Raw genomic sequence first — 19779 nt, 5'->3', positions numbered from 1 at the left:
CCGGAATGCGGCCCTTCGGCGTGGTGCTGCGATGCGATTACGCGGCGACGACCTCGACGCCGAGCTTCGCAACGACCTCGGCGTGCAGACGCACGGAGACCTGGTGCGCGCCCAGGCTCTTGATCGGCGAGCCGAGCTCGACGCGACGCTTGTCGACGTCCGGACCACCGGCGGCCTTGATCGCCGAAGCGACGTCGGCCGGGGTGACGGAGCCGAACAGGCGGCCGGCCTCGCCGGCACGGACCGCGAGCTTCACCTTGACGCCCTCGAGCTGGCCCTTGACCTCGTTGGCCTGCTCGATCGTGGCGATCTCGCGGATCTTGCGACCGCGACGGATCTGCTCGACGTCCTTCTCGCCACCCTTGGTCCAGCGGATCGCGAAACCACGCGGGACCAGGTAGTTACGGGCGTATCCGTCCTTGACGTCAACGACGTCGCCGGCGGTGCCGAGGCCGGAGACCTCGTGGGTGAGGATGATCTTCATGATTCGGTCACCCTTCCCTTATCGCGCGGTGGACGTGTAGGGCAGCAGCGCCATCTCACGGCTGTTCTTCACAGCCGTGGCGACGTCACGCTGGTGCTGAGTGCAGTTGCCGGTGACCCGGCGGGCACGGATCTTGCCGCGGTCGGAAATGAACTTCCGCAGCAGGTTCGTGTCCTTGTAGTCGACGTAGGAGATCTTCTCCTTGCAGAACACGCAAACCTTCTTCTTAGGCTTGCGAGCAGGCGGCTTCGCCATTATCTCTCTCCAGTGAGTTCAAGAAGTTTGTGCTGACGCCCTCAGGCCGCAGGCCGTGACACGACGCCTGTTTCACGTGAAACAGGCGCAGCCGGCCGTACGGACCTAGAAGGGCGGCTCGTCCGAGTAGCCGCCGCCGGAGCTACCGCCCCAGCCACCGCCGCCGCCACCCTGCTGCTGGCCGCCGCCGGCCGGACCGCTGGTCGCCCACGGGTCGCCGGCGGGAGCCCCGCCGGCGCCCTGCTGGCCGCCGCCGGGGCCGCCGCCCCAACCGCCGCCACCCTGGCCGCCACCGCCCTGCTGACCGCCGCCGAAGCCGCCGCCACCCTGACCACCGCGACCACTGGTCTTGGTGATCTTGGCCGTGGCGTTCTTGAGACTCGCGCCCACTTCCTCGACGTCGAGCTCGTAGACCGTGCGCTTCACGCCCTCGCGGTCCTCGTACGACCGCTGCTTCAGGCGGCCCTGCACGACGACACGGGTGCCCCGTGTGAGGGACTCGGCGACGTTCTCCGCCGCCTGACGCCACACCGAGCAGGTCAGGAACAGGCTCTCGCCGTCCTTCCACTCATTGGTCTGACGGTCGAAGGTGCGGGGAGTGGACGCGACGCGGAACTTCGCGACCGCCGCACCGGACGGGGTGAAGCGCAGCTCGGGGTCGTCGACAAGATTGCCGACGACCGTGATGACGGTCTCGCCTGCCATTAGGGGAACCTCTCGGCGGGTGTGCTGCTGGCTGCTGGTGTTGCTACTGCTCGGACCCGGTTACCGCTGGCGCTGACGCGCTCAGTGGGTCTCGGGACGGAGGACCTTGGTCCGGAGGACCGACTCGTTCAGGTTCATCTGACGGTCGAGCTCCTTGACGACCGCAGGCTCGGCCTGCAGGTCGATGACCGAGTAGATGCCCTCGGGCTTCTTGTTGATCTCGTACGAGAGACGACGACGGCCCCAGGTGTCGACCTTCTCGACCTTTCCGTTGCCCTCACGGACGACGGAGAGGAAGTTCTCGATCAGCGGGGAGACAGCGCGCTCCTCGAGATCGGGGTCGAGGATGACCATCACCTCGTAGTGACGCATGTGGAACCCACCTCCTTTGGACTCAGCGGCCACGGTCGTTCCGTGGCAGGAGGGTCGTGATGCGTTCCGCGCCGACGCTGCCGGAGGATCCGGACAGACAAGGGCGCAGACCGTACAGAGTACCTGCCTGAGTGCTTCCGGTTGAAATCCGACGGCAGGACCCCCCAATCTGGAACCCATCGGGTGTGAGCGGCGTTACAGTTCGCCGCCCTGTCATGGGAGGTGCCGCATGGCACAGGCCGTAAGGACCCAACGAAATCTGCTCTCGCTCCTCAACAGCGACGGCAAGGCGCATCCAGTGGAGAACACTCTCGCCGCGGTGACGGTGGTACTCGGCGCGATCGCCGTCCTCACCACCCTGTCGCCCGGCTTGCACCTCGTGAGTTCCTGGGTCGGCCTGATCGGCATCGGCACGGGCCTCTGGGGCCAGTTCATCTCGTCGACGACGGGCGAACGCTTCCTGCTGATCATCGGCCTCGGGGCGGCGGCCCTGGGCTTCTACATCGGCCTGGCGCACGGCGGCCTTTTCTAGCGCGTCCCCGCGGGCCGCGTCCGGTGGCGGACGCGGCCCGCTCCGTCGCCTCCCCGCGGCGGACGGGCGTGCGCCCGGCTCCCGTACGCCCGAACGGAGCGCTCCCCAGTAGGCTTCGGCGCGAGAGCCGGAGCCCCGACCATGGGGACACACCTGCCGAGGAGCGCCCCGCATGAGCCTGACCCTGAGGACCATCAGCCGAGAGCAGCATCTGGCATATGTCCAGAGCCTGCCCGCGGCGAGCCACATGCAGGTCCCGGCCTGGGCAGACGTCAAGTCCGAGTGGCGCTCGGAGAGCCTGGGATGGTTCGACGCCACCGGCGAACTGGTCGGCGCGGGCCTGGTCCTCTACCGCCAGCTCCCCAAGATCAAGCGCTACCTCGCCTACCTCCCCGAGGGACCGGTCATCAACTGGTTCGCGCCGAACCTGGAGGAGTGGCTGCGGCCGATGCTCACGCATCTCAAGCAGCAGGGCGCGTTCTCCGTGAAGATGGGCCCGCCGGTCATCATCCGCCGCTGGGACGCCACCGCCATCAAGGCCGGCATCCAGAACCCGGACGTCAAGCGCCTGCGCGACGTCGAGGCGACGCACATCGAACCGCGCGCGTTCGAGGTCTCCGACCGGCTGCGCCGCATGGGCTGGCAGCAGGGCGAGGACGGCGGCGCCGGATTCGGTGACGTACAGCCCCGCTACGTCTTCCAGGTGCCGCTGGCCAACCGTTCCCTGGAAGACGTCCACAAGGGCTTCAACCAGCTCTGGCGCCGCAACATCAAGAAGGCCGAGAAGGCCGGCGTCGAGGTGGTCCAGGGCAGCTACGAGGACCTCGCCGAGTGGCAGCGCCTGTACGAAATCACCGCGGAGCGCGACCACTTCAGGCCGCGTCCGCTCGGCTACTTCCAGCGGATGTGGGCGGCCCTCAACACCGAGGACCCCAACCGCATGCGGCTCTACTTCGCCCGCCACGAGGGCGAGAACGTGGCCGCCGCCACGATGCTGATCGTCGGAGGCCACGTCTGGTACTCCTACGGCGCATCGGCCAACCACAAGCGCGAGGTACGGCCGTCCAACGCGATGCAGTGGCGGATGCTGCGCGACTCCTACGCGCTCGGCGCCACGGTGTACGACCTCCGCGGCATCAGCGACTCGCTGGACGAGAGCGACCCCCTGTTCGGCCTGATCCAGTTCAAGGTCGGCACGGGCGGGCAGGCGGCGGAGTACCTCGGCGAGTGGGACTTCCCGCTCAACAAGCTGCTGCACAAGGCGCTCGATATGTACATGTCTCGCCGCTGACCACCTCACCGTTCGTTCCTCTGTCACACCCCAGCCACGAGAAAGGTTCCGGGCCCGGCCATGGCGCTCACCCTCTACGTCGACACCGCGCGCTGGCGGGCGCATCACCAGAGCGTTCTCCAGCAGTTCCCCGGGCTGGTCCCGGTCTGCAAAGGCAACGGCTACGGCTTCGGCCATGAGCGCCTCGCCGACGAGGCCACCCGCCTGGGATCCGACATCCTCGCCGTCGGCACGACCTACGAAGCAGCCCGCATCAAGGACTACTTCAGCGGCGATCTGCTCGTCCTCACCCCGTTCCGGCACGGCGAGGAGCCGGTGCCGCTGCCCGACCGCGCCATCCGCTCGGTCTCCTCGGTCGAAGGCGTGGGCGGCCTGGTCGGCGCCCGGGTCGTCATCGAGGTCATGAGCAGCATGAAGCGGCACGGCGTCACGCCGGAGGACCTGCCGAAGCTGGCCACGGCCATCGAGGACGTCCGGCTGGAGGGCTTCGCCATCCACCTGCCGCTGGACCGCACCGACGGATCGGACGCCGTCGACGAGGTCATCGGCTGGATGGACCGCCTGCGTGCCGCCCGCCTCCCGCTGCACACGATGTTCGTCAGCCACCTCAAGGCCGATGAACTCGCGCGTCTCCAGCAGCAGTTCCCGCAGACCCGCTTCCGCGCCCGGATCGGCACCCGGCTGTGGCTCGGCGACCACGACGCCACCGAGTACCGCGGTTCGGTCCTCGACGTCACCCGCGTCTCGAAGGGCGACCGCTTCGGCTACCGCCAGCAAAAGGCCGCGTCCGACGGCTACTTGGTCGTGGTGGCGGGCGGCACCTCGCACGGCGTCGGCCTGGAGTCGCCCAAGGCGCTGCACGGTGTGATGCCGCGGGCGAAGGGCGTGGCCCGCGCGGGTCTTGCGACCGTCAACCGGAATCTCGCACCGTATGTCTGGGCCGGCAAGCAGCGCTGGTTCGCGGAGCCCCCGCACATGCAGGTGTCGATCCTCTTCGTGCCGGGTGACGCACCCGAGCCGCAGGTCGGCGAGGAGCTGGTGGCCCATCTGCGGCACACCACCACGCAGTTCGACCGCATCGTCGACCGCTGACGCCACCGGCAGGGCACGCCAGGACCGGAAGGGGCCCGGTGTCCGCAGAACTCCTCTGCGGACACCGGGCCCCTCGTCGTTCCACGGGTCCTGGAGTCACTCCCGGACGGCGCCCCAGCGGACGGGCGGCCCTTCGAAGTGCGCCGCGTGCCGTGGTACGTGGTACGCCTGCCCGAGCGCGAAGACGTCCGGCGCGTGGTCCAGGACGCCGCCCGACGGGTCGTCGTCGCCGTCCCTGCGGACCACGTCCCGTTCCGGCATCAGGATGTCCCTGAGAACGACGGCGCAGAGGTAGAGCGTGCCCAGCAGGTGCAGCACGATGGTCAGCTGGTACCCCTCCAGCGGCAGTCCCTGATGCTTGTCGCCGCTGCCCGTGTAGGCCAGGTACATCCAGATCCCGAGGTAGTACATGACCTCGCACGCCTGCCAGATCAGGAAGTCCCGCCAGCGCGGCCGGGCGAGCGCGGCCAGCGGGATGAGCCACAGCACGTACTGCGGCGAGTAGACCTTGTTCGTCAGGATGAAGAGCGCGACGACGAGGAACGCGAGCTGCGCGAAGCGGGGCCGGCGTGGCGCGTAGAGGGTCAGCAGGCCCAGACCCGCGCAGCCGACGATCATCAGCAGCGTCGCGTAGAGATTGGCGTTCTCCAGTGGGTTGCCGGTGCGCTGCGAGATCAGCAACCAGACCGACCCGAAGTCGATGGGACGCTCCTGGCTGAACGTGTAGAACTTCGCCCAGCCCTCGCGCAGGTGAAAACCGGCCCCGTTGTACGAGATCATCACGGGCAGATTCACCACCAGCCACGCGGCCACGGCCCCCGTCAGGCACCGCCCGTACGCGCGCCAGGTCCCGGACCGCCAGCAGAGCATCAGCAGCGGCCCCAGCAGGAGTACGGGATACAGCTTCGCCGCGGTCGCCAGCCCGATCAGCACCCCGGCGGCCAGTGGACGGCTGCGCGACCACATCAGCATCCCCGCGGCGGTCAGCGCGACGGCCAGCAGGTCCCAGTTGATGGTGGCGGTGAGCGCGAAGGCGGGTGCCAGGGCGACGAGCAGCCCGTCCCACGGACGCCGCCGGTGCGTACGGGCCACGCAGACGGCGATCACGGCCGCGCACACCATCAGCATGCCGGCATTGACCAGCCAGTAGATCTGCTCACGCTGCTGGATGCCGCCCCCGTGCGGGGTCATCCAGGAGGCGACCTCCATGAACAGCCCGGTCAGCACCGGGTACTCCAAGTACTGCATGTCGCCTGGCAGGCGGTTGAAGTACGGGATGAGCCCGTCGGCGAAGCCGCGCCCTGCGTAGAGGTGGGGGATGTCGGAGTAGCAGGCGTGGGTGTACTGCGTCGTGGCGCCGAAGAACCAGCCGCCGTTGTAGCACGGCAGCTTCTGCACCATGCCGAGCGCGAACATGCCGAGGGCGACCAGCGCGATGACCCGTACCGGCGTCAGACGGCTCAGGCCCAGCAGTGCGTGGCGTCCGATCGGGCCTCCGATCAGCTCGCTCCCGCCCGCCGCCACCTCGTCCCGTCGCGTAGGCCGTACGGACTCGTCCTGTCGCACGCTCGTCATGGCCCCATCCTGCCGCACACTCCTGAGCAGAACGTGGCGAAGCCCCCGCCCGGTCAAGCCGGGTCGGGGGCTTCGGATTTCCGCGGTTTCACGTGAAACGGACGCTGTTCCACGGGAAACCGAGCGGTTTCGTCAGGGGCGTTCCCCACTGGGCCCGCCCCAGAAGCCGCCGCCGGTGTCGGTCTCCCCTGGGTCGGGGGTCGGGCTGGTGTCCCCGCCCGTATCGCCACCGGTCTCACCACCCGGATCACCGGTCGTTCCGCCGCTGTTCTGGCAGTTGATGTCCCAGTCCGCGCAGGTCTCCGTCGGCGTCGGGCTCGGCGAATGCGACGGAGTGGCGGTCTCGGACGGCTTCTCGGACGGGGTCGGAGTCGGCGTCGGAGTCGGCGTCGGAGTCGGGGTCGGCGTCGGCATGCCTTCCTCGTCCGTGCGCTGTCCGATCGGGTCGGCGGCCGGGAACTGCCGCACGGGCATGCCCTTCATCGCCTGCATCATGTACTGGGTCCACACTTCGGTCGGCAGGGCACCACCGTGGATCGAGTCAAAACCACCGACGCCGTTCATGGAGAGCTGGCGGGGGTTCTTGGCGTCCTCACGGAACATGGTGACCGCTGTCGAGAGCTGCGGGGTGTAGCCGACGAACCAGGCCGACTTGTTCTCGTCGGTGGTACCGGTCTTGCCGGCGGCCGGCCGGCCCAGCTTCTGCGCCTCCTTCGCCGTACCGTTCTGGATGACGTTCTCCAGGGCCTTGGTGACGTTGTTGGCGATGTTGGGATCCATGGCCGACTCCTTCGACGGCTCGTCGATCCCCTCGACGGTTTCTCCCTTGTGCGTCACCTCGGTCACCGAGTACGGCTCGACCTTGGTGCCCGACTTCGCGAAGGTCGCATAGGCATTGGCCATGCGGATCGCGCTGGGCGTGGAAGTACCCAGTGCGAAGGACGGGTTGAGGTTCTTGTCGAAGCTTCCCTCGGAGATGCCCGCCGCCTGGGCCATGTCGCGGACCTTGTCCATCCCGACGTCCATACCGAGCTGGACGAACGGGGTGTTGACGGACTGCTCCATCGCCTTCATGAGGCTGATGTAGCCCCATGGGTGATTGCTCTCGTTCACTTGGTAGAACGGCGAGCCGTCCTGCTTCATGACGTAATTTCCGTCTGCGTCCTTCACCTTGAGGTGGTCGTTGCCGTTGTAGCGGCTGTCGGGGGAGATCCCCTGGCCGTCACTGTGCTTCGTGCCGTACTTCATCGCTGCGGCGAGGACGAACGGCTTCCACGTCGAACCGACCGGCACGCCGAACGTGTCGGCGTTGTTGCTGAAGTGGCCCTTGTCGTAGCCCTCACCGCCGTAGAGCGCGACGACCTTGCCAGTGCCGGGCTCCACGGAAGCGCCACCGAACTGGACGTATTTGTCCTTGGCCCGCTTCTCCGGGTCGATATAGCGCTTGTTGACCTTCTTCACCGAAGCGGCAAGGTCCTCGACCTTCTTCTTGTCGAAGGTCGTGTGGATCTGGTAGCCGCCCTTGTCGAAGGCCGCCTCGCTGATGTCGGTGTTCTTGAGGACGTACTTCTTCGCGGTGTCCATCAAGTAGCCGATCTGGCCGCCCTTGCTGGCCACCGGCTTCGGCTCCTGCGGCTGGGGGAACGTCTTGTACTTGGCCCGCTCGGTCTTCGTCATGCGGCCGACCTCGACTTCACGGTCGAGGATCCACGACCAACGCGACTGCGCACGGGCGGTGTTGGCCTTCCGCGTGGAGTGCGGACCACTGCCGCCGGCGGGGTCGTACAGGTCCGCGCCCTTGAGGACGGTGGCCAGCAGAGCGCTCTCGTCCGGCTTGAGGGCCTTGGCGTCCTTGCCGTAGTACGCCTGCGCGGCGGCCTGGATGCCGTAGGCGTTCCGGCCGTAGTAGCTGGTGTTGAGGTAGCCCTGGAGGATCTTGGGCTTCGGGACCGTCCCGCCCACCTTGATGGAGATGAAGAGCTCTTTGAACTTGCGGTCGAGCGTCTGCTCCTGCGAGAGCATGGCGTTCTTGACGTACTGCTGGGTGATGGTCGAGCCGCCCTGGGTGTCGCCGCCCTGGGCCATCTTGACCACGGCGCGCAGGATCCCCTTCGGGTCCACGCCGGAGTCCTTCTCGAACGACGCGTTCTCGGCGGAGATCGCCGCGTTCTGCATCGACCGCGGGATATCACTGATGTCGACGATCTGACGGTTCGTCTTGCCGTCGCGGGCCATGATGTCGCCGTTGGCCCAGTAGTAGACGTTGTTCTCCTGACGCGCGGCGGCGCTCTCAAGAGGTACCTGCACCAGTGCGAGCGCTATGCCGGATACGCCGACGATCAGCCCGATGAAGCCGACGCACAGCGCCGTGACCTGCTTCCAGGACGGCACGAACCGCTTCCAACCGACCTTGTTCGCCCGCGGGTAGTCGATGAGACGCTTCTTCGCCGGCCCGTCCCCGCCACGGCCGCGGCCCCGGCCGCGTCCTCCCTCCGGCCCGCCGCCACCGGTGCGACGCCCCCGGCCGCCATGGCCGCCGCTTCCCGCGCCCGATCCCACGGCGGTGTCGGGCGCCCGCCGACGGCCACCGCGCTGGGCGGCACGGCGCGCTTCGGCCCGTCCGCCCGTCGGCCGTTCCTGACCGTGCGCGGCGGAAGAAGGCGTGGCGTCGTCAGCAGCACCACGCGAAGGCGACCCGCGCCGTCCCGATGACTGCTGCGCGGCACGTCGGGCCGCGGCGCGTCCACCACCTTGTGGCTGTGGTGGTTTGCGACGGTGCTCGCTCATGGAACGGCTACTCCTCGGGCAGGCGCGCTATCTCGTCGCCTGAAGGCGGCAGTTGACTTCAGGTCCCCCCGATGCACGACCCGTTCCTGACGCGCGGGTCGCACTGCACCGAGCACGGGGACGCCACGTATAGGCCCACAGTTCCCGGCAGTCTGCATGCCGCACAGACTACGCAGGGCCAAAACCTGCCCACCGTCGAAATTCACTCCAAATCAGGCAGGTTGGGTAGTAAGAATCGGTGATGTGACGCCGTTCACCGTCCCCTTGCTTGTTCCGTCCTGGTGCCCGTTCTATCGTCTGGATGTATCGAGTCGATACATCAGCACGAGATAAAGAACGCACGAGGCCGAGGAGGTGGAGGATGAGCAGACGGTCCGGCATCCTCGAATTCGCCGTCCTGGGCCTGCTGCGCGAGTCCCCGATGCACGGCTACGAGCTGCGGAAACGGCTCAACACCTCGCTCGGGGTCTTCCGTGCGTTCAGCTACGGCACCCTCTACCCCTGCCTCAAGGGGCTGGTCGCGACCGGCTGGCTCATCGAGGAGACGGGCGGCGCCCCTGAGGGCGCCCCCGCAGCGGCAGGACGCCGGGCAAAGATCGTCTACCGATTGACCACGGCGGGGAAAGAGCACTTCGAGGAGCTGCTCTCCCACTCCGGGCCGGATGCGTGGGAGGACGAGCATTTCGGCGTCCGCTTCGCCTTCTTCGGCCAGACGTCACGGGACGTACGGATGCGCGTGCTGGAAGGCCGCCGCAGCCGGCTGGAGGAGCGCCTCGAAAGGATGCGCACCTCACTGGCCCGCACTCGCGAGCGGCTGGACGACTACACCCTCGAACTACAGCGCCACGGCATGGAATCCGTGGAACGCGAGGTCCGTTGGTTGAACGAGCTCATCGAAAGTGAGCGCTCCGGCCACGATCGGCGTGCGCCGGAGTCCGCAGCACGGGACAAGCAGGATCAGTCAGGAGATACGGGCGGCCTGCCCCGGCACCGGGGTGGTACCCGGCCGGACCCGTCCGATGACACCACCACATGAGGGCCTGCCCAGCAGGGCCTCAGCGAGCACACAGGGAGCAACCGGAATGGGTTCGGTTCGCGTAGCCATCGTCGGCGTGGGCAACTGCGCCGCCTCGCTGGTACAGGGCGTCGAGTACTACAAGGGCGCCGACCCGGACACTCGCGTGCCCGGTCTCATGCACGTGCAGTTCGGCGACTACCACGTGCGTGACATCGAGTTCGTGGCCGCCTTCGATGTCGACGCCAAGAAGGTCGGCCTCGACCTCTCGGACGCCATCGGCGCCAGCGAGAACAACACCATCAAGATCTGCGACGTGCCGAACGCCGGTGTGCAGGTCCAGCGGGGCCACACCCTCGACGGTCTGGGCAAGTACTACCGCATGACGATCGAGGAGTCCGAGCAGGCTCCGGTCGACATCGTCCAGGTCCTCAAGGACAAGCAGGTCGACGTTCTGGTCTGCTACCTCCCTGTCGGCTCCGAGGACGCCGCGAAGTACTACGCCCAGTGCGCCATCGACGCCAAGGTCGCCTTCGTCAACGCCCTTCCGGTCTTCATCGCCGGCACCAAGGAGTGGGCGGACAAGTTCACCGAAGCCGGTGTCCCGATCGTCGGTGACGACATCAAGTCGCAGGTCGGCGCCACCATCACGCACCGTGTGATGGCCAAGCTCTTCGAGGACCGGGGCGTCGTCCTGGACCGCACGATGCAGCTGAACGTCGGCGGCAACATGGACTTCAAGAACATGCTCGAACGCGAGCGCCTGGAGTCCAAGAAGATCTCCAAGACGCAGGCCGTCACCTCCCAGATCAAGGACCGCGAGCTGGGCGAGGACAACGTCCACATCGGGCCCTCCGACTTCGTGGCCTGGCTCGACGACCGCAAGTGGGCCTACGTCCGCCTCGAGGGCCGCGCCTTCGGCGATGTGCCGCTGAACCTGGAGTACAAGCTCGAGGTCTGGGACTCCCCCAACTCCGCGGGCGTCATCATCGACGCGCTGCGTGCCGCGAAGATCGCCAAGGACCGGGGCATCGGCGGCCCGATCCTCTCCGCGTCCTCCTACTTCATGAAGTCGCCGCCGGTGCAGTACTTCGACGACGAGGCGCGCGAGAACGTCGAGAAGTTCATCAGGGCCGAGGTCGAGCGCTGACCCACCCGGCATCACGCCTCCCCGCGGGCCTCCGGATATGACTCCCGGAGGCCCGCGGGCTGTGTGAAGCTGTGCGCCATGGCTGCCGTGCGCGATCTCCGCGTATTACTCAAGCTGCGCGACTTCCGTTCACTTCTGGCCGCACGGCTGCTCTCGCAAGCAGCCGACGGCGTCTTCCAGGTGGCGCTCGCCACCTTCGTCGTCTTCTCCCCGGAGAAGCAGAGCTCGCCCGCCGCCATCGCCTCCGCCATGGCGATCCTGCTGCTTCCCTACTCCCTCCTCGGCCCGTTCACCGGTGTCCTGTTGGACCGCTGGCGGCGACGCCAGGTCCTGCTCCGCGGCAACCTGCTGCGCACCCTCCTCGCCGCCGCGACCGCGGCCCTGATCCTCATCGGCGTTCCCGACTGGCTGTTCTACGTATCGGCGCTGTCCGTCACCGCCGTGAACCGCTTCGTACTGGCCGGCATCTCCGCCGCGCTGCCCCGAGTGGTGACGGGCGAAGAGCAACTGGTCGTCGCCAACTCCCTTTCCCCTACGGCCGGAACGCTCGCCGCGACGGCCGGCGGAGGGCTCGCCTTCGCGGTCCGGCTCATCGGTCCGCAGGCGGACGCGCTCGTCGTGCTGCTCAGCGCGGCCCTCTATCTGTGCTCGTCCCTCACTGCCCTGCGGATGGCGCCCGACCTGCTCGGCCCCGACCCGTCTCTACTCCAAGGGCGCCTGAAAGAAGCCCTGTTGAACACCGCGAGGGGCCTGCATGACGGCCTGCGGCACCTCGTACAGCGGCGTGTTCCTGCCCGCGCGCTGATCGCCATGACGGTGGTGCGGTTCTGCTACGGCGCGCTGACGGTCATGGTGCTGATGCTGTGCCGCTACGCCTGGTCGGCAACGGAGTCCGAAGGGCTGGCGCTACTCGGGATCACCATCGGCGTCTCGGGGGCGGGCTTCTTCGCCGCGGCGCTCGTCACTCCCTGGGCCATCGCCCGGCTCACGCCGTTCGGGTGGATCGCCTGCTGCGCCGCAGCGGGCGCGGTGTTGGTGCCGGCTCTGGGGCTGCCGTTCACTCCCGGCCCGATGCTGGCCGCCGCCTTCGTGCTCGGCCTCAGCACCCAAGGGACGAAGATCGCCACCGACACGGTCGTCCAGTACACGGTCGACGACGCCTACCGCGGCCGGGTGTTCGCCGTCTACGACGTGCTGTTCAACGTCGCCTTCGTCGGCGCCGCCGCGGTCTCGGCGCTCATGCTCCCGCCGGACGGAAAATCGGTCGAATTGTTGGTCGTGGTGGCCGGGCTCTACGCGGCGACCTTCGCGGGGATGGTCCACCTGGGTGCCGTACAGCGCCGCTCCTCCGGCTGACGCAGCACCAACCGCCGCTGCGACGACGTCATGAGACCCGGTACCTTACGGGCGTCATACACGCGCGCCTGCGCAGATCAGCATCGGGGGACTCTCATGACCACACCACCGCACGGCCAGAACCCACATGGCCAGAACCCATACGGCCAGGGCCCGTACGGACAGGGCCCGTACGGACAGCAGCCCCACGGCCAGCCGCCGTACGGTCAGGCCCCCTACCCGCAAGCGCCGCAGGCTCCGTACGGTCAGCCCCAGGGCGGCTATGCCCACCCACCGCAGCAGGCGCCGTACGGGCAACCGCCGCAGCAGGGTTACATGCCGAACCCGCAGCAGCCGTACGGGCAGGGCGGCGCGCCCGTTCCCCCGCCGCGCCCGTCCCGCAACGGGCCGTCTGCCAGGACGATCCTGAAGGGCATCGGCGTCGTCATCGCTCTGGTCACGTTCGGTGTCTTCTGGCTGATGAGCCTGGACGACGCCGAGAACGCCGAAGTCGGCGACTGCATGCACAACAGCGGCAGCACGATCGACGGCGGTTTCGAGGTCGTCGACTGCGGTTCCGCGCAGGCCGAGTACAAGGTCGAGGAGGTCCACTCGGACACCAGCGACATGTCCGTGTGCACCAAGGGCACCCTCGCGTATGCGAAGACCGTTGAGCAGCGGAGGCGTTCGGACACTCACTTGGTCCTGTGCCTGTCGAAGACGAAGTAACGCCTCAGCGGGATCGCGCACGGTGTTTCACGTGAAACAGGTCAGGATTCCGGCCCGTTTCACGTGAAACCCGCGCTCCGGACGGGTGTGTTTCACGTGAAACACACCCACCGCCGTCAGCCCTGGCTCTGCGTGGCCCACCATTCCTTGAGCGCGGCGACGGCCTCCTCGCGCTCCATCGGCCCGTGTTCCAGCCGGATCTCCAGCATCTGCTTGTACGCCTTGCCGACCTCAGGCCCGGGAGCGATGCCGAGAATCTGCATGATCTCGTTGCCGTCCAGGTCCGGCCTGATCGCGTCCAGCTCCTCCTGCTCCTGGAGCCGCGCGATGCGGTCCTCCAGGCCGTCGTAGGCCCTGGAGAGCGCATTGGCCTTGCGCTTGTTGCGCGTGGTGCAGTCCGAGCGGGTCAGCTTGTGCAGCCGCTTCAACTGCGGGCCGGCATCGCGGACGTACCGCCGGACGGCCGAGTCGGTCCATTCGCCCGTCCCGTAACCGTGGAAGCGCAGATGCAGCTCCACCAGCCGGGAGACGTCCTTGACCATGTCGTTCGAGTACTTCAGCGCGGTCATCCGCTTCTTGGTCATCTTCGCCCCCACCACCTCGTGATGGTGGAAGGAGACCCGGCCGTCGCTCTCGAACCGGCGCGTCCGGGGCTTGCCGATGTCGTGCAGCAGCGCCGCCAGCCGCAGCACCAGGTCCGGCCCGTCCTCTTCGAGGTCGATCGCCTGCTCCAGGACCGTCAACGAGTGCTCATAGACGTCCTTGTGACGGTGATGCTCGTCACGCTCCAGCCGCAGCGCGGGAAGCTCAGGCACCACCTTGTCGGCGAGACCCGAGTCGACGAGCAGCTTCAGCCCCTTGCGCGGGTGCGGCGCCAGGATGAGCTTGTTCAGCTCGTCCCGTACGCGCTCCGCCGACACGATCTCGATGCGGTCCGACATCGCCGTCATCGCGGCAACGACCTCGGGGGCGACGTCGAAGTCCAGCTGCGCGGCGAAGCGGGCGGCGCGCATCATCCGCAGCGGATCATCGGAGAACGACTCCTCCGGCGTCCCAGGCGTCCGCAGCACCCGGGCGGCCAGGTCCTCCAGGCCGTCGTGCGGGTCGATGAACTCCTTCTGCGGGAGGAACACGGCCATGGCGTTCACCGTGAAGTCCCGGCGGACCAGATCTTCCTCGATGGAGTTGCCGTAGGACACCTCGGGCTTGCGTGAGGTCCGGTCGTACGCCTCGGAACGGTAGGTCGTGACCTCGATGTCGAACGAGCTCTTCTTGCAGCCGACGGTGCCGAAGGCGATGCCGACCTCCCAGACCGCGTCGGCCCACGGCCGGACGATCTTCAGGACGTCCTCGGGCCGTGCGTCGGTGGTGAAATCCAGGTCGTTGCCGAGCCGGCCCAGGAGCGCGTCCCGTACCGAGCCGCCGACCAGGGCAAGCGTGAACCCGGCCTCCTGGAAACGGCGGGCCAGGTCGTCCGCCACGGGGGACACCCGCAGCAGTTCGCTCACGGCACGTCGCTGTACGTGGCTCAGCGCGTTCGTCGACTGCGGAGTCCGCTCGGGCTGCGGGGCGGGGATGTCATTGTTGGCGTTCGGCACAACAGGACAGGGTACGTGCCCGTGCCGTATCAGACGTCACGTTGCCCACGCCGTCGCATCCCCGACCCCTTAACCGATCATGTGGAGCACTCCGCGGCACCACGCCACAGCGAGCCTCGTTACCATTCGTGGACGCACATTCCGACGACCACTGACGACGACGAGGGACGGGCGAGCGCGTGGCCGATGCGGCAAGGTTCCAGTGGACTGAACGGCCGCGTGGTCGATGGCTACGACGCACCGTGGCACTGTTCACCGGAGTGCCCCTTCTCGTGGGGCTGCTGCAGATTCCGCACGCCCCCGCAGCACACGCGGCTCCCAGCGGGTCGCGCACGGTGGACGTCAGCATCGACTCCCTGTCGCCGTCCGCGCCCGCCAAGGGCGATACGGTCACCGTCTCCGGGACGCTCACCAACAAGGGCAGCTCCGCGGTCACCGGCGCCCACGTCGCCATGCGCCGTGGCCCTTCGCTCAGCGGACGCAGCGACCTCGGCACCGTCTCCCACCGCACCGGCTTCTCGCCCGGCGCGGACGGCGAAGAGGTCGACGGGCACACCGCGAAGGTCCCCGCGCTGGAGCCGGGCATCAGCCGCCCCTTCTCCCTCAGCGTGCCGGTCAAGGATCTCGACCTCGGCGACGACGGCGTGTACCAACTCGGCGTCTCGCTCTCGGGGAAGACGCAGTCCGCGCCCGTCGAACAGGTCCTCGGCATCGAGCGGACCTTCCTGCCCTGGCAGGAGAAGGACGCCGGCAAGAAGACGCAGCTCACCTATATGTGGCCGCTGATCTCCTCCACCCACCTCACCGCCGAGACCGACGCCGACACCGAGCAGACGCCGGTCTTCCGCGATGACGACCTCGCGGCGGAGATCGCCCCCGGCGGGCGCCTGCAGCAGATGGTCGCGCTCGGCAAGAACCTCCCCGTCACCTTCGTCATCGATCCCGACCTGCTCGCCACGGTCGACGCGATGACCAGGACGTACAAGGTGCAGGGTCCGGACGGTCCCGCGGGCAAGAACCAGGCGGTCGCCAAGCAGTGGCTGAACCAGCTCGAGGACGCGGTGAAGACCCACGAGGTCGTCGCGCTGCCGTTCGCCGACCCTGACCTGGCGTCGCTGGCGCACCACGGCAAACGCGTTCCCAGCTCCCTCGGCCACCTCGGCCCGGCCACCGAACTGGCCTCCAGGACCGTGGACACGATCCTGGGAGTGAAGCCGCGCACGGACTTCGCCTGGCCCGTCGACGGGGCAATCGACTCCTCGATCGTCGACGTCGCCACCTCAGCGGGCGCGCACAACGTCATCACCCGGAGCGACAGCCTTCAGGAGACCGGTGGGCTGCCGTACACGCCGACGGCGGCGCGGCCCATCGGCGGCGGCAACACCGCGATCGTCGCGGACGAGCAGCTCTCCCGGGCCTTCGAAGGCGACATGTCGCGCGCCGGCAACTCCACGCTGGCGATCCAGAACTTCCTCGCCCAGACCCAGATGATCAGCCTGCAGGACCCGGGCCGGCAGCGCAGCGTCGTGGTCGCACCGCAGCGCATGCCGACCGCCGGGCAGGCGCAGACCATGGCGTCCGCTCTGCGAAGCCTGGATTCCAGCCGCTGGACCCAGCCGCTGAACCTCAGCGGAGCCGCCAAGGCGGAACCGGATTCCGCGGCCACCCGCCGCATTCCGAGCAGCGCTTCCTACCCGGCCGCCCTGCGCCGCCAGGAACTTCCCACCGCGGCGTTCCAGCAGATCCAGGACACCCAGTCCGCGCTGGACGGCTTCCGGGTGATCCTGGACCAGCCGGAGCGCGTGGTGACCCCGTTCGGGAACGCCATAATGCGCGAGATGTCGACGCAATGGCGCGGCAACCGGACCGGCGCCGGCACGTTCCGCACCTCGGTCCGGAGCTATCTCGCCAGCCTGACCAAGAAGGTCCGCCTGATCCAGAAGTCGGAGGCCACGCTCTCCGGCCGCAGCGCGACGATTCCGGTGACGGTGCAGAACAACCTGCTCCAGGGCGTCGAGGGCATGACGCTGGAGCTGACGTCTTCGCAGCCCAACCGGCTGGACGCGGGCACACCGCAGCGGATCAAGGTCGACGGCGGACACAGCCAGTCGTTCAAGTTCGACACCACGGCGAACGCAAACGGCCCGGTGCGGGTGAAGGCCCAGCTCTACACCGCGGACGGGACGCCGTACGGTAACGCGATGACGTTCGTGGTGAACGTCACCGAGATCACCGCCACGGTCATGCTCGTCATCGCAGGCGGAGTGCTGCTGCTCGTCCTGGCCGGCGTGCGGATCTACCTCCAGCGCAAGCGGGCTGCCGCCCGTCGGGCCGAGGACGGCCCCGAATCCGCTGACGGTCCCGATGGCGAGGACGGCACGGACGGCCCTGGCGGCAAGGGCGACGACAGCGGCGGCAGCGGCGATGCGGGCAGCGATGAGGCCGAGCAGCCGGGTGACCCCGCGCCGGAAACAGGTTCGGGAAACACGGGCGCGTCCGGCTCAGGTGAGAAAGTGGACCGTTGATATATGGCGGGGCCGGATGGCCGGCGACGGATGAGGTGGGGCAGCGATGAACGCGCCGTATGACGGTGACCGCGGCCGGGGCGCCAATGGCGAACCCGCGGGGCCGGTCCCTCCGACGCCGCAAGCGCCCGGGGCCCCGGATCCTTACGCCCAGAACCCCTACGCGCAGGACCCGTATGTCCAGGACGCGTACGGCTACGACCCGCACCGTGCGCACGATCCGGCGGTCCAGGACCCGGTCACCGAAGCGCTGTACGACCGCGCCTCGCACCCTCCGCCTCCGCCGGGACCGACGCCCGAGCAGCCGCTCTACCAGCAGCCGCCCGCGGGGCAGCACGCTCCCGACCCGCAGTTGTGGGCCGCACCACCGGCACCCGAGCCGCAGGGTCCGGGCCGCAATCTTCCGTACGGCGACGCCACTGGAGCGACGCAGTTCGTAGGGGTCGACGATCTGGTCACCCAGGCCGCCGACGAACGGCCCGAGCCCGACGCCTTCGCGCACCTCTTCCGCGATCAGCAGCAGTCGTACGAACCACAGCGCCGTCCCGTGACGCCCGAGCCGGCACCGGTGGTGGCCGGGGAAGCTCCGGGCCCGGAGTCCGCTCCTGAGCAGCCGGCGCAGGAAACCGGCCCGGTGGCGGCTGCCGGAAAGCCGTCCGGTGGCCGGGCCTCCGGCCTGCTCAAGTCCAGCGCGGTGATGGCGGCCGGCACGATGGTCTCCCGGCTCACCGGCTTCGTCCGCTCCGCGCTGATCGTCGCCGCACTCGGTGGCGCCGTCCTCGGCGACTCCTGGCAGGTGGCCTACCAGCTCCCTACGATGATCTTCATTCTGACCATCGGCGGCGGACTGAACTCGGTGTTCGTCCCGCAGCTGGTGCGCGCGATGAAGGAGGACGACGACGGCGGCGAGGCATACGCCAACCGGCTCCTCACCCTGGTGATCGTGGTCCTCGGCATCCTCACCGTCGCCGCCGTCTTCGCCGCGCCACTCCTCGTGAAACTGGTGTCGTTCGACATCTCCCGCGATCCCGCGGCCAACGAAGTCGCCGTCGCCTTCACCCGCTACTGCGTGCCCACGATCTTCTTCATGGGCCTGCACGTCGTGATGGGACAGATCCTCAACGCCCGCGGCCGGTTCGGCGCGATGATGTGGACCCCGGTCCTGAACAACATCGTCATGATCGCCACCTTCGGCCTGTTCATCTGGGTGTACGGCACCGCCGAGACCTCCAACATCGGCGTCACCACCATCCCCACGGACGGCATCCGACTGCTGGGCATCGGCACGCTGCTCGGCCTCGTCGTCCAGGCGCTGGCGATGATCCCGTACCTGCGGGACGCCGACTTCACCTTCCGGCTGCGCTTCGACTGGCGCGGCCACGGACTGGGCAAGGCTGCCAAGCTCGCGAAGTGGACGGTGCTGTTCGTCCTCGCCAACCAGGCGGGCGTACTCGTCGTGACCCAGCTCTCCACCTGGGCCGGCAACACCGCCGACCGGCAGGGCCACCCCGGCACCGGCTTCATCTCCTACGCCAGCGCCCAGCTGATCTGGAACATGCCGCAGGCCATCATCACCGTCTCCGTGATGGCGGCGCTGCTGCCCCGCCTGTCCCGCTCGGCACACGACGGAGACACCGGAGCCGTCCGGGACGACATCTCCCAGGGCCTTCGCACCTCCGCCGTCGCCATCGTCCCGATCTCCTTCGGCTTCCTCGCCCTCGGCATTCCGCTGTGCACCCTGGTCTACGGCTCGTCCGGCGCCGGCGTACCGATGGGCTACATGCTGATGGCCTTCGGCGTGGGCCTGATCCCGTTCTCGGTGCAGTACGTCGTGCTGCGCGCCTTCTACGCGTACGAGGACACCCGGACGCCCTTCTACAACACGGTGATCGTCGCCGCCGTCAACGCCGCCGCATCGGCCGCCTGCTTCCTGGTCCTGCCCGCGCGCTGGGCCGTGGTCGGCATGGCGGCTTCCTACGGCCTCGCCTACATGATCGGCGTCGGCGTGGCCTGGCGGCGTCTGGGCAAGCGGATGGGCGGCGACCTGGACAGCGCCCGCATCGTGCGCACGTACGCACGGCTGGCGGGTGCGAGCATTCCGGCCACCCTCATCGCCGGTGCCGCCGTGTACGGCATCATGCAGGGACTCGGCAGCAACCTCATCGGTTCGCTGGCTGCGCTGATCGTCGGCTGTGTCGCTCTTCTGGGGGTCTTCTACGTGGCCGCACGGAAAATGCGGATCGAAGAGCTGACCGCGCTGGTCGGCATGGTCCGCGCCAAGCTGGGGCGCTGAGGACGCACAACCATCGACCGCCACCGCGTGTCGTGCATAGT

General features: G+C 68.3%; 16 protein-coding genes. 9 read left to right on the top strand and 7 right to left on the bottom strand.

Annotated elements, in window-relative coordinates:
- Window positions 1-37 precede the first annotated feature (37 nt).
- From rplI to rpsF, 4 genes are all read right to left on the bottom strand, one after another.
- A complete protein-coding gene (gene rplI / locus ACGFNI_RS16810; protein WP_393684426.1) occupies window positions 38-484 on the bottom strand; it encodes a 50S ribosomal protein L9 in 447 nt (148 codons plus the stop codon).
- Window positions 485-502: 18 nt separating this feature from the next.
- A complete protein-coding gene (gene rpsR / locus ACGFNI_RS16805; protein WP_003978893.1) occupies window positions 503-739 on the bottom strand; it encodes a 30S ribosomal protein S18 in 237 nt (78 codons plus the stop codon).
- A gap of 105 nt (window positions 740-844) precedes the next feature.
- Complete coding sequence (locus ACGFNI_RS16800; protein WP_393684424.1) at window positions 845-1444, bottom strand: single-stranded DNA-binding protein; 600 nt, start codon at window positions 1442-1444, stop codon at window positions 845-847.
- A gap of 81 nt (window positions 1445-1525) precedes the next feature.
- Complete coding sequence (gene rpsF, locus ACGFNI_RS16795) at window positions 1526-1816, bottom strand: 30S ribosomal protein S6 (protein WP_003978891.1); 291 nt, start codon at window positions 1814-1816, stop codon at window positions 1526-1528.
- Between the two features lie 229 nt (window positions 1817-2045).
- On the opposite strand from rpsF, the gene ACGFNI_RS16790 reads away from it, so the two are divergent.
- The 3 genes from ACGFNI_RS16790 (at window position 2046) to ACGFNI_RS16780 (ending at window position 4731) form a co-directional block, all read left to right on the top strand.
- Window positions 2046-2348: a hypothetical protein gene (locus ACGFNI_RS16790; protein ID WP_393684422.1), complete on the top strand. Its 303-nt coding sequence runs from the start codon at window positions 2046-2048 to the stop codon at window positions 2346-2348.
- Window positions 2349-2520: 172 nt separating this feature from the next.
- A complete protein-coding gene (locus tag ACGFNI_RS16785; protein ID WP_393684420.1) occupies window positions 2521-3639 on the top strand; it encodes a lipid II:glycine glycyltransferase FemX in 1119 nt (372 codons plus the stop codon).
- 60 nt (window positions 3640-3699) lie between these two features.
- Window positions 3700-4731, top strand: coding sequence for an alanine racemase (locus ACGFNI_RS16780; protein WP_393684418.1), 1032 nt, complete (start codon window positions 3700-3702; stop codon window positions 4729-4731).
- 96 nt (window positions 4732-4827) lie between these two features.
- Here the strand turns inward: ACGFNI_RS16780 and ACGFNI_RS16775 are convergent, their stop codons facing one another.
- Both ACGFNI_RS16775 and ACGFNI_RS16770 read right to left on the bottom strand, forming a co-directional pair.
- Window positions 4828-6306, bottom strand: a complete 1479-nt coding sequence (locus ACGFNI_RS16775; RefSeq protein ID WP_393684416.1) for a glycosyltransferase family 87 protein — start codon at window positions 6304-6306, stop codon at window positions 4828-4830.
- A gap of 132 nt (window positions 6307-6438) precedes the next feature.
- Window positions 6439-9093, bottom strand: a complete 2655-nt coding sequence (locus ACGFNI_RS16770) for a transglycosylase domain-containing protein (RefSeq protein ID WP_393684415.1) — start codon at window positions 9091-9093, stop codon at window positions 6439-6441.
- 361 nt (window positions 9094-9454) lie between these two features.
- Between ACGFNI_RS16770 and ACGFNI_RS16765 the strand changes: the two genes are divergently transcribed.
- The 4 genes from ACGFNI_RS16765 to ACGFNI_RS16750 all read left to right on the top strand — a co-directional run bounded on the left by ACGFNI_RS16765 (window position 9455) and on the right by ACGFNI_RS16750 (window position 13322).
- The gene (locus ACGFNI_RS16765; protein ID WP_393684413.1) at window positions 9455-10129 is read left to right on the top strand and encodes a PadR family transcriptional regulator; all 675 of its coding nucleotides are present in this window, start codon (window positions 9455-9457) and stop codon (window positions 10127-10129) included.
- 46 nt (window positions 10130-10175) lie between these two features.
- Complete coding sequence (locus tag ACGFNI_RS16760; RefSeq protein WP_393684412.1) at window positions 10176-11258, top strand: inositol-3-phosphate synthase; 1083 nt, start codon at window positions 10176-10178, stop codon at window positions 11256-11258.
- 78 nt (window positions 11259-11336) lie between these two features.
- A complete protein-coding gene (locus tag ACGFNI_RS16755; protein ID WP_393684410.1) occupies window positions 11337-12614 on the top strand; it encodes an MFS transporter in 1278 nt (425 codons plus the stop codon).
- Window positions 12615-12710: 96 nt separating this feature from the next.
- On the top strand, window positions 12711-13322 hold the full coding sequence (locus tag ACGFNI_RS16750; RefSeq protein WP_393684408.1) for a hypothetical protein: 612 nt from the start codon (window positions 12711-12713) through the stop codon (window positions 13320-13322).
- 116 nt (window positions 13323-13438) lie between these two features.
- Here the strand turns inward: ACGFNI_RS16750 and ACGFNI_RS16745 are convergent, their stop codons facing one another.
- Entirely contained in the window at window positions 13439-14920 is a 1482-nt protein-coding gene (locus tag ACGFNI_RS16745; RefSeq protein WP_393684406.1) for a CCA tRNA nucleotidyltransferase, read from the bottom strand.
- A gap of 242 nt (window positions 14921-15162) precedes the next feature.
- Between ACGFNI_RS16745 and ACGFNI_RS16740 the strand changes: the two genes are divergently transcribed.
- Together ACGFNI_RS16740 and murJ are read left to right on the top strand one after the other, a co-directional pair.
- Window positions 15163-17445, top strand: coding sequence for a DUF6049 family protein (locus ACGFNI_RS16740; protein WP_393684404.1), 2283 nt, complete (start codon window positions 15163-15165; stop codon window positions 17443-17445).
- A 46-nt stretch (window positions 17446-17491) separates the two neighbouring features.
- Window positions 17492-19738: a murein biosynthesis integral membrane protein MurJ gene (murJ, locus tag ACGFNI_RS16735; RefSeq protein WP_393684402.1), complete on the top strand. Its 2247-nt coding sequence runs from the start codon at window positions 17492-17494 to the stop codon at window positions 19736-19738.
- The last annotated feature ends 41 nt before the right edge of the window (window positions 19739-19779 follow it).

Source organism: Streptomyces sp. NPDC048644 (genome assembly GCF_043199105.1).
In the GTDB taxonomy this organism is placed as follows: Bacteria; Actinomycetota; Actinomycetes; order Streptomycetales; family Streptomycetaceae; genus Streptomyces.
Note: the sequence above shows the minus strand (reverse complement) of the source record. Positions and strands in the feature narration are given on the sequence as shown.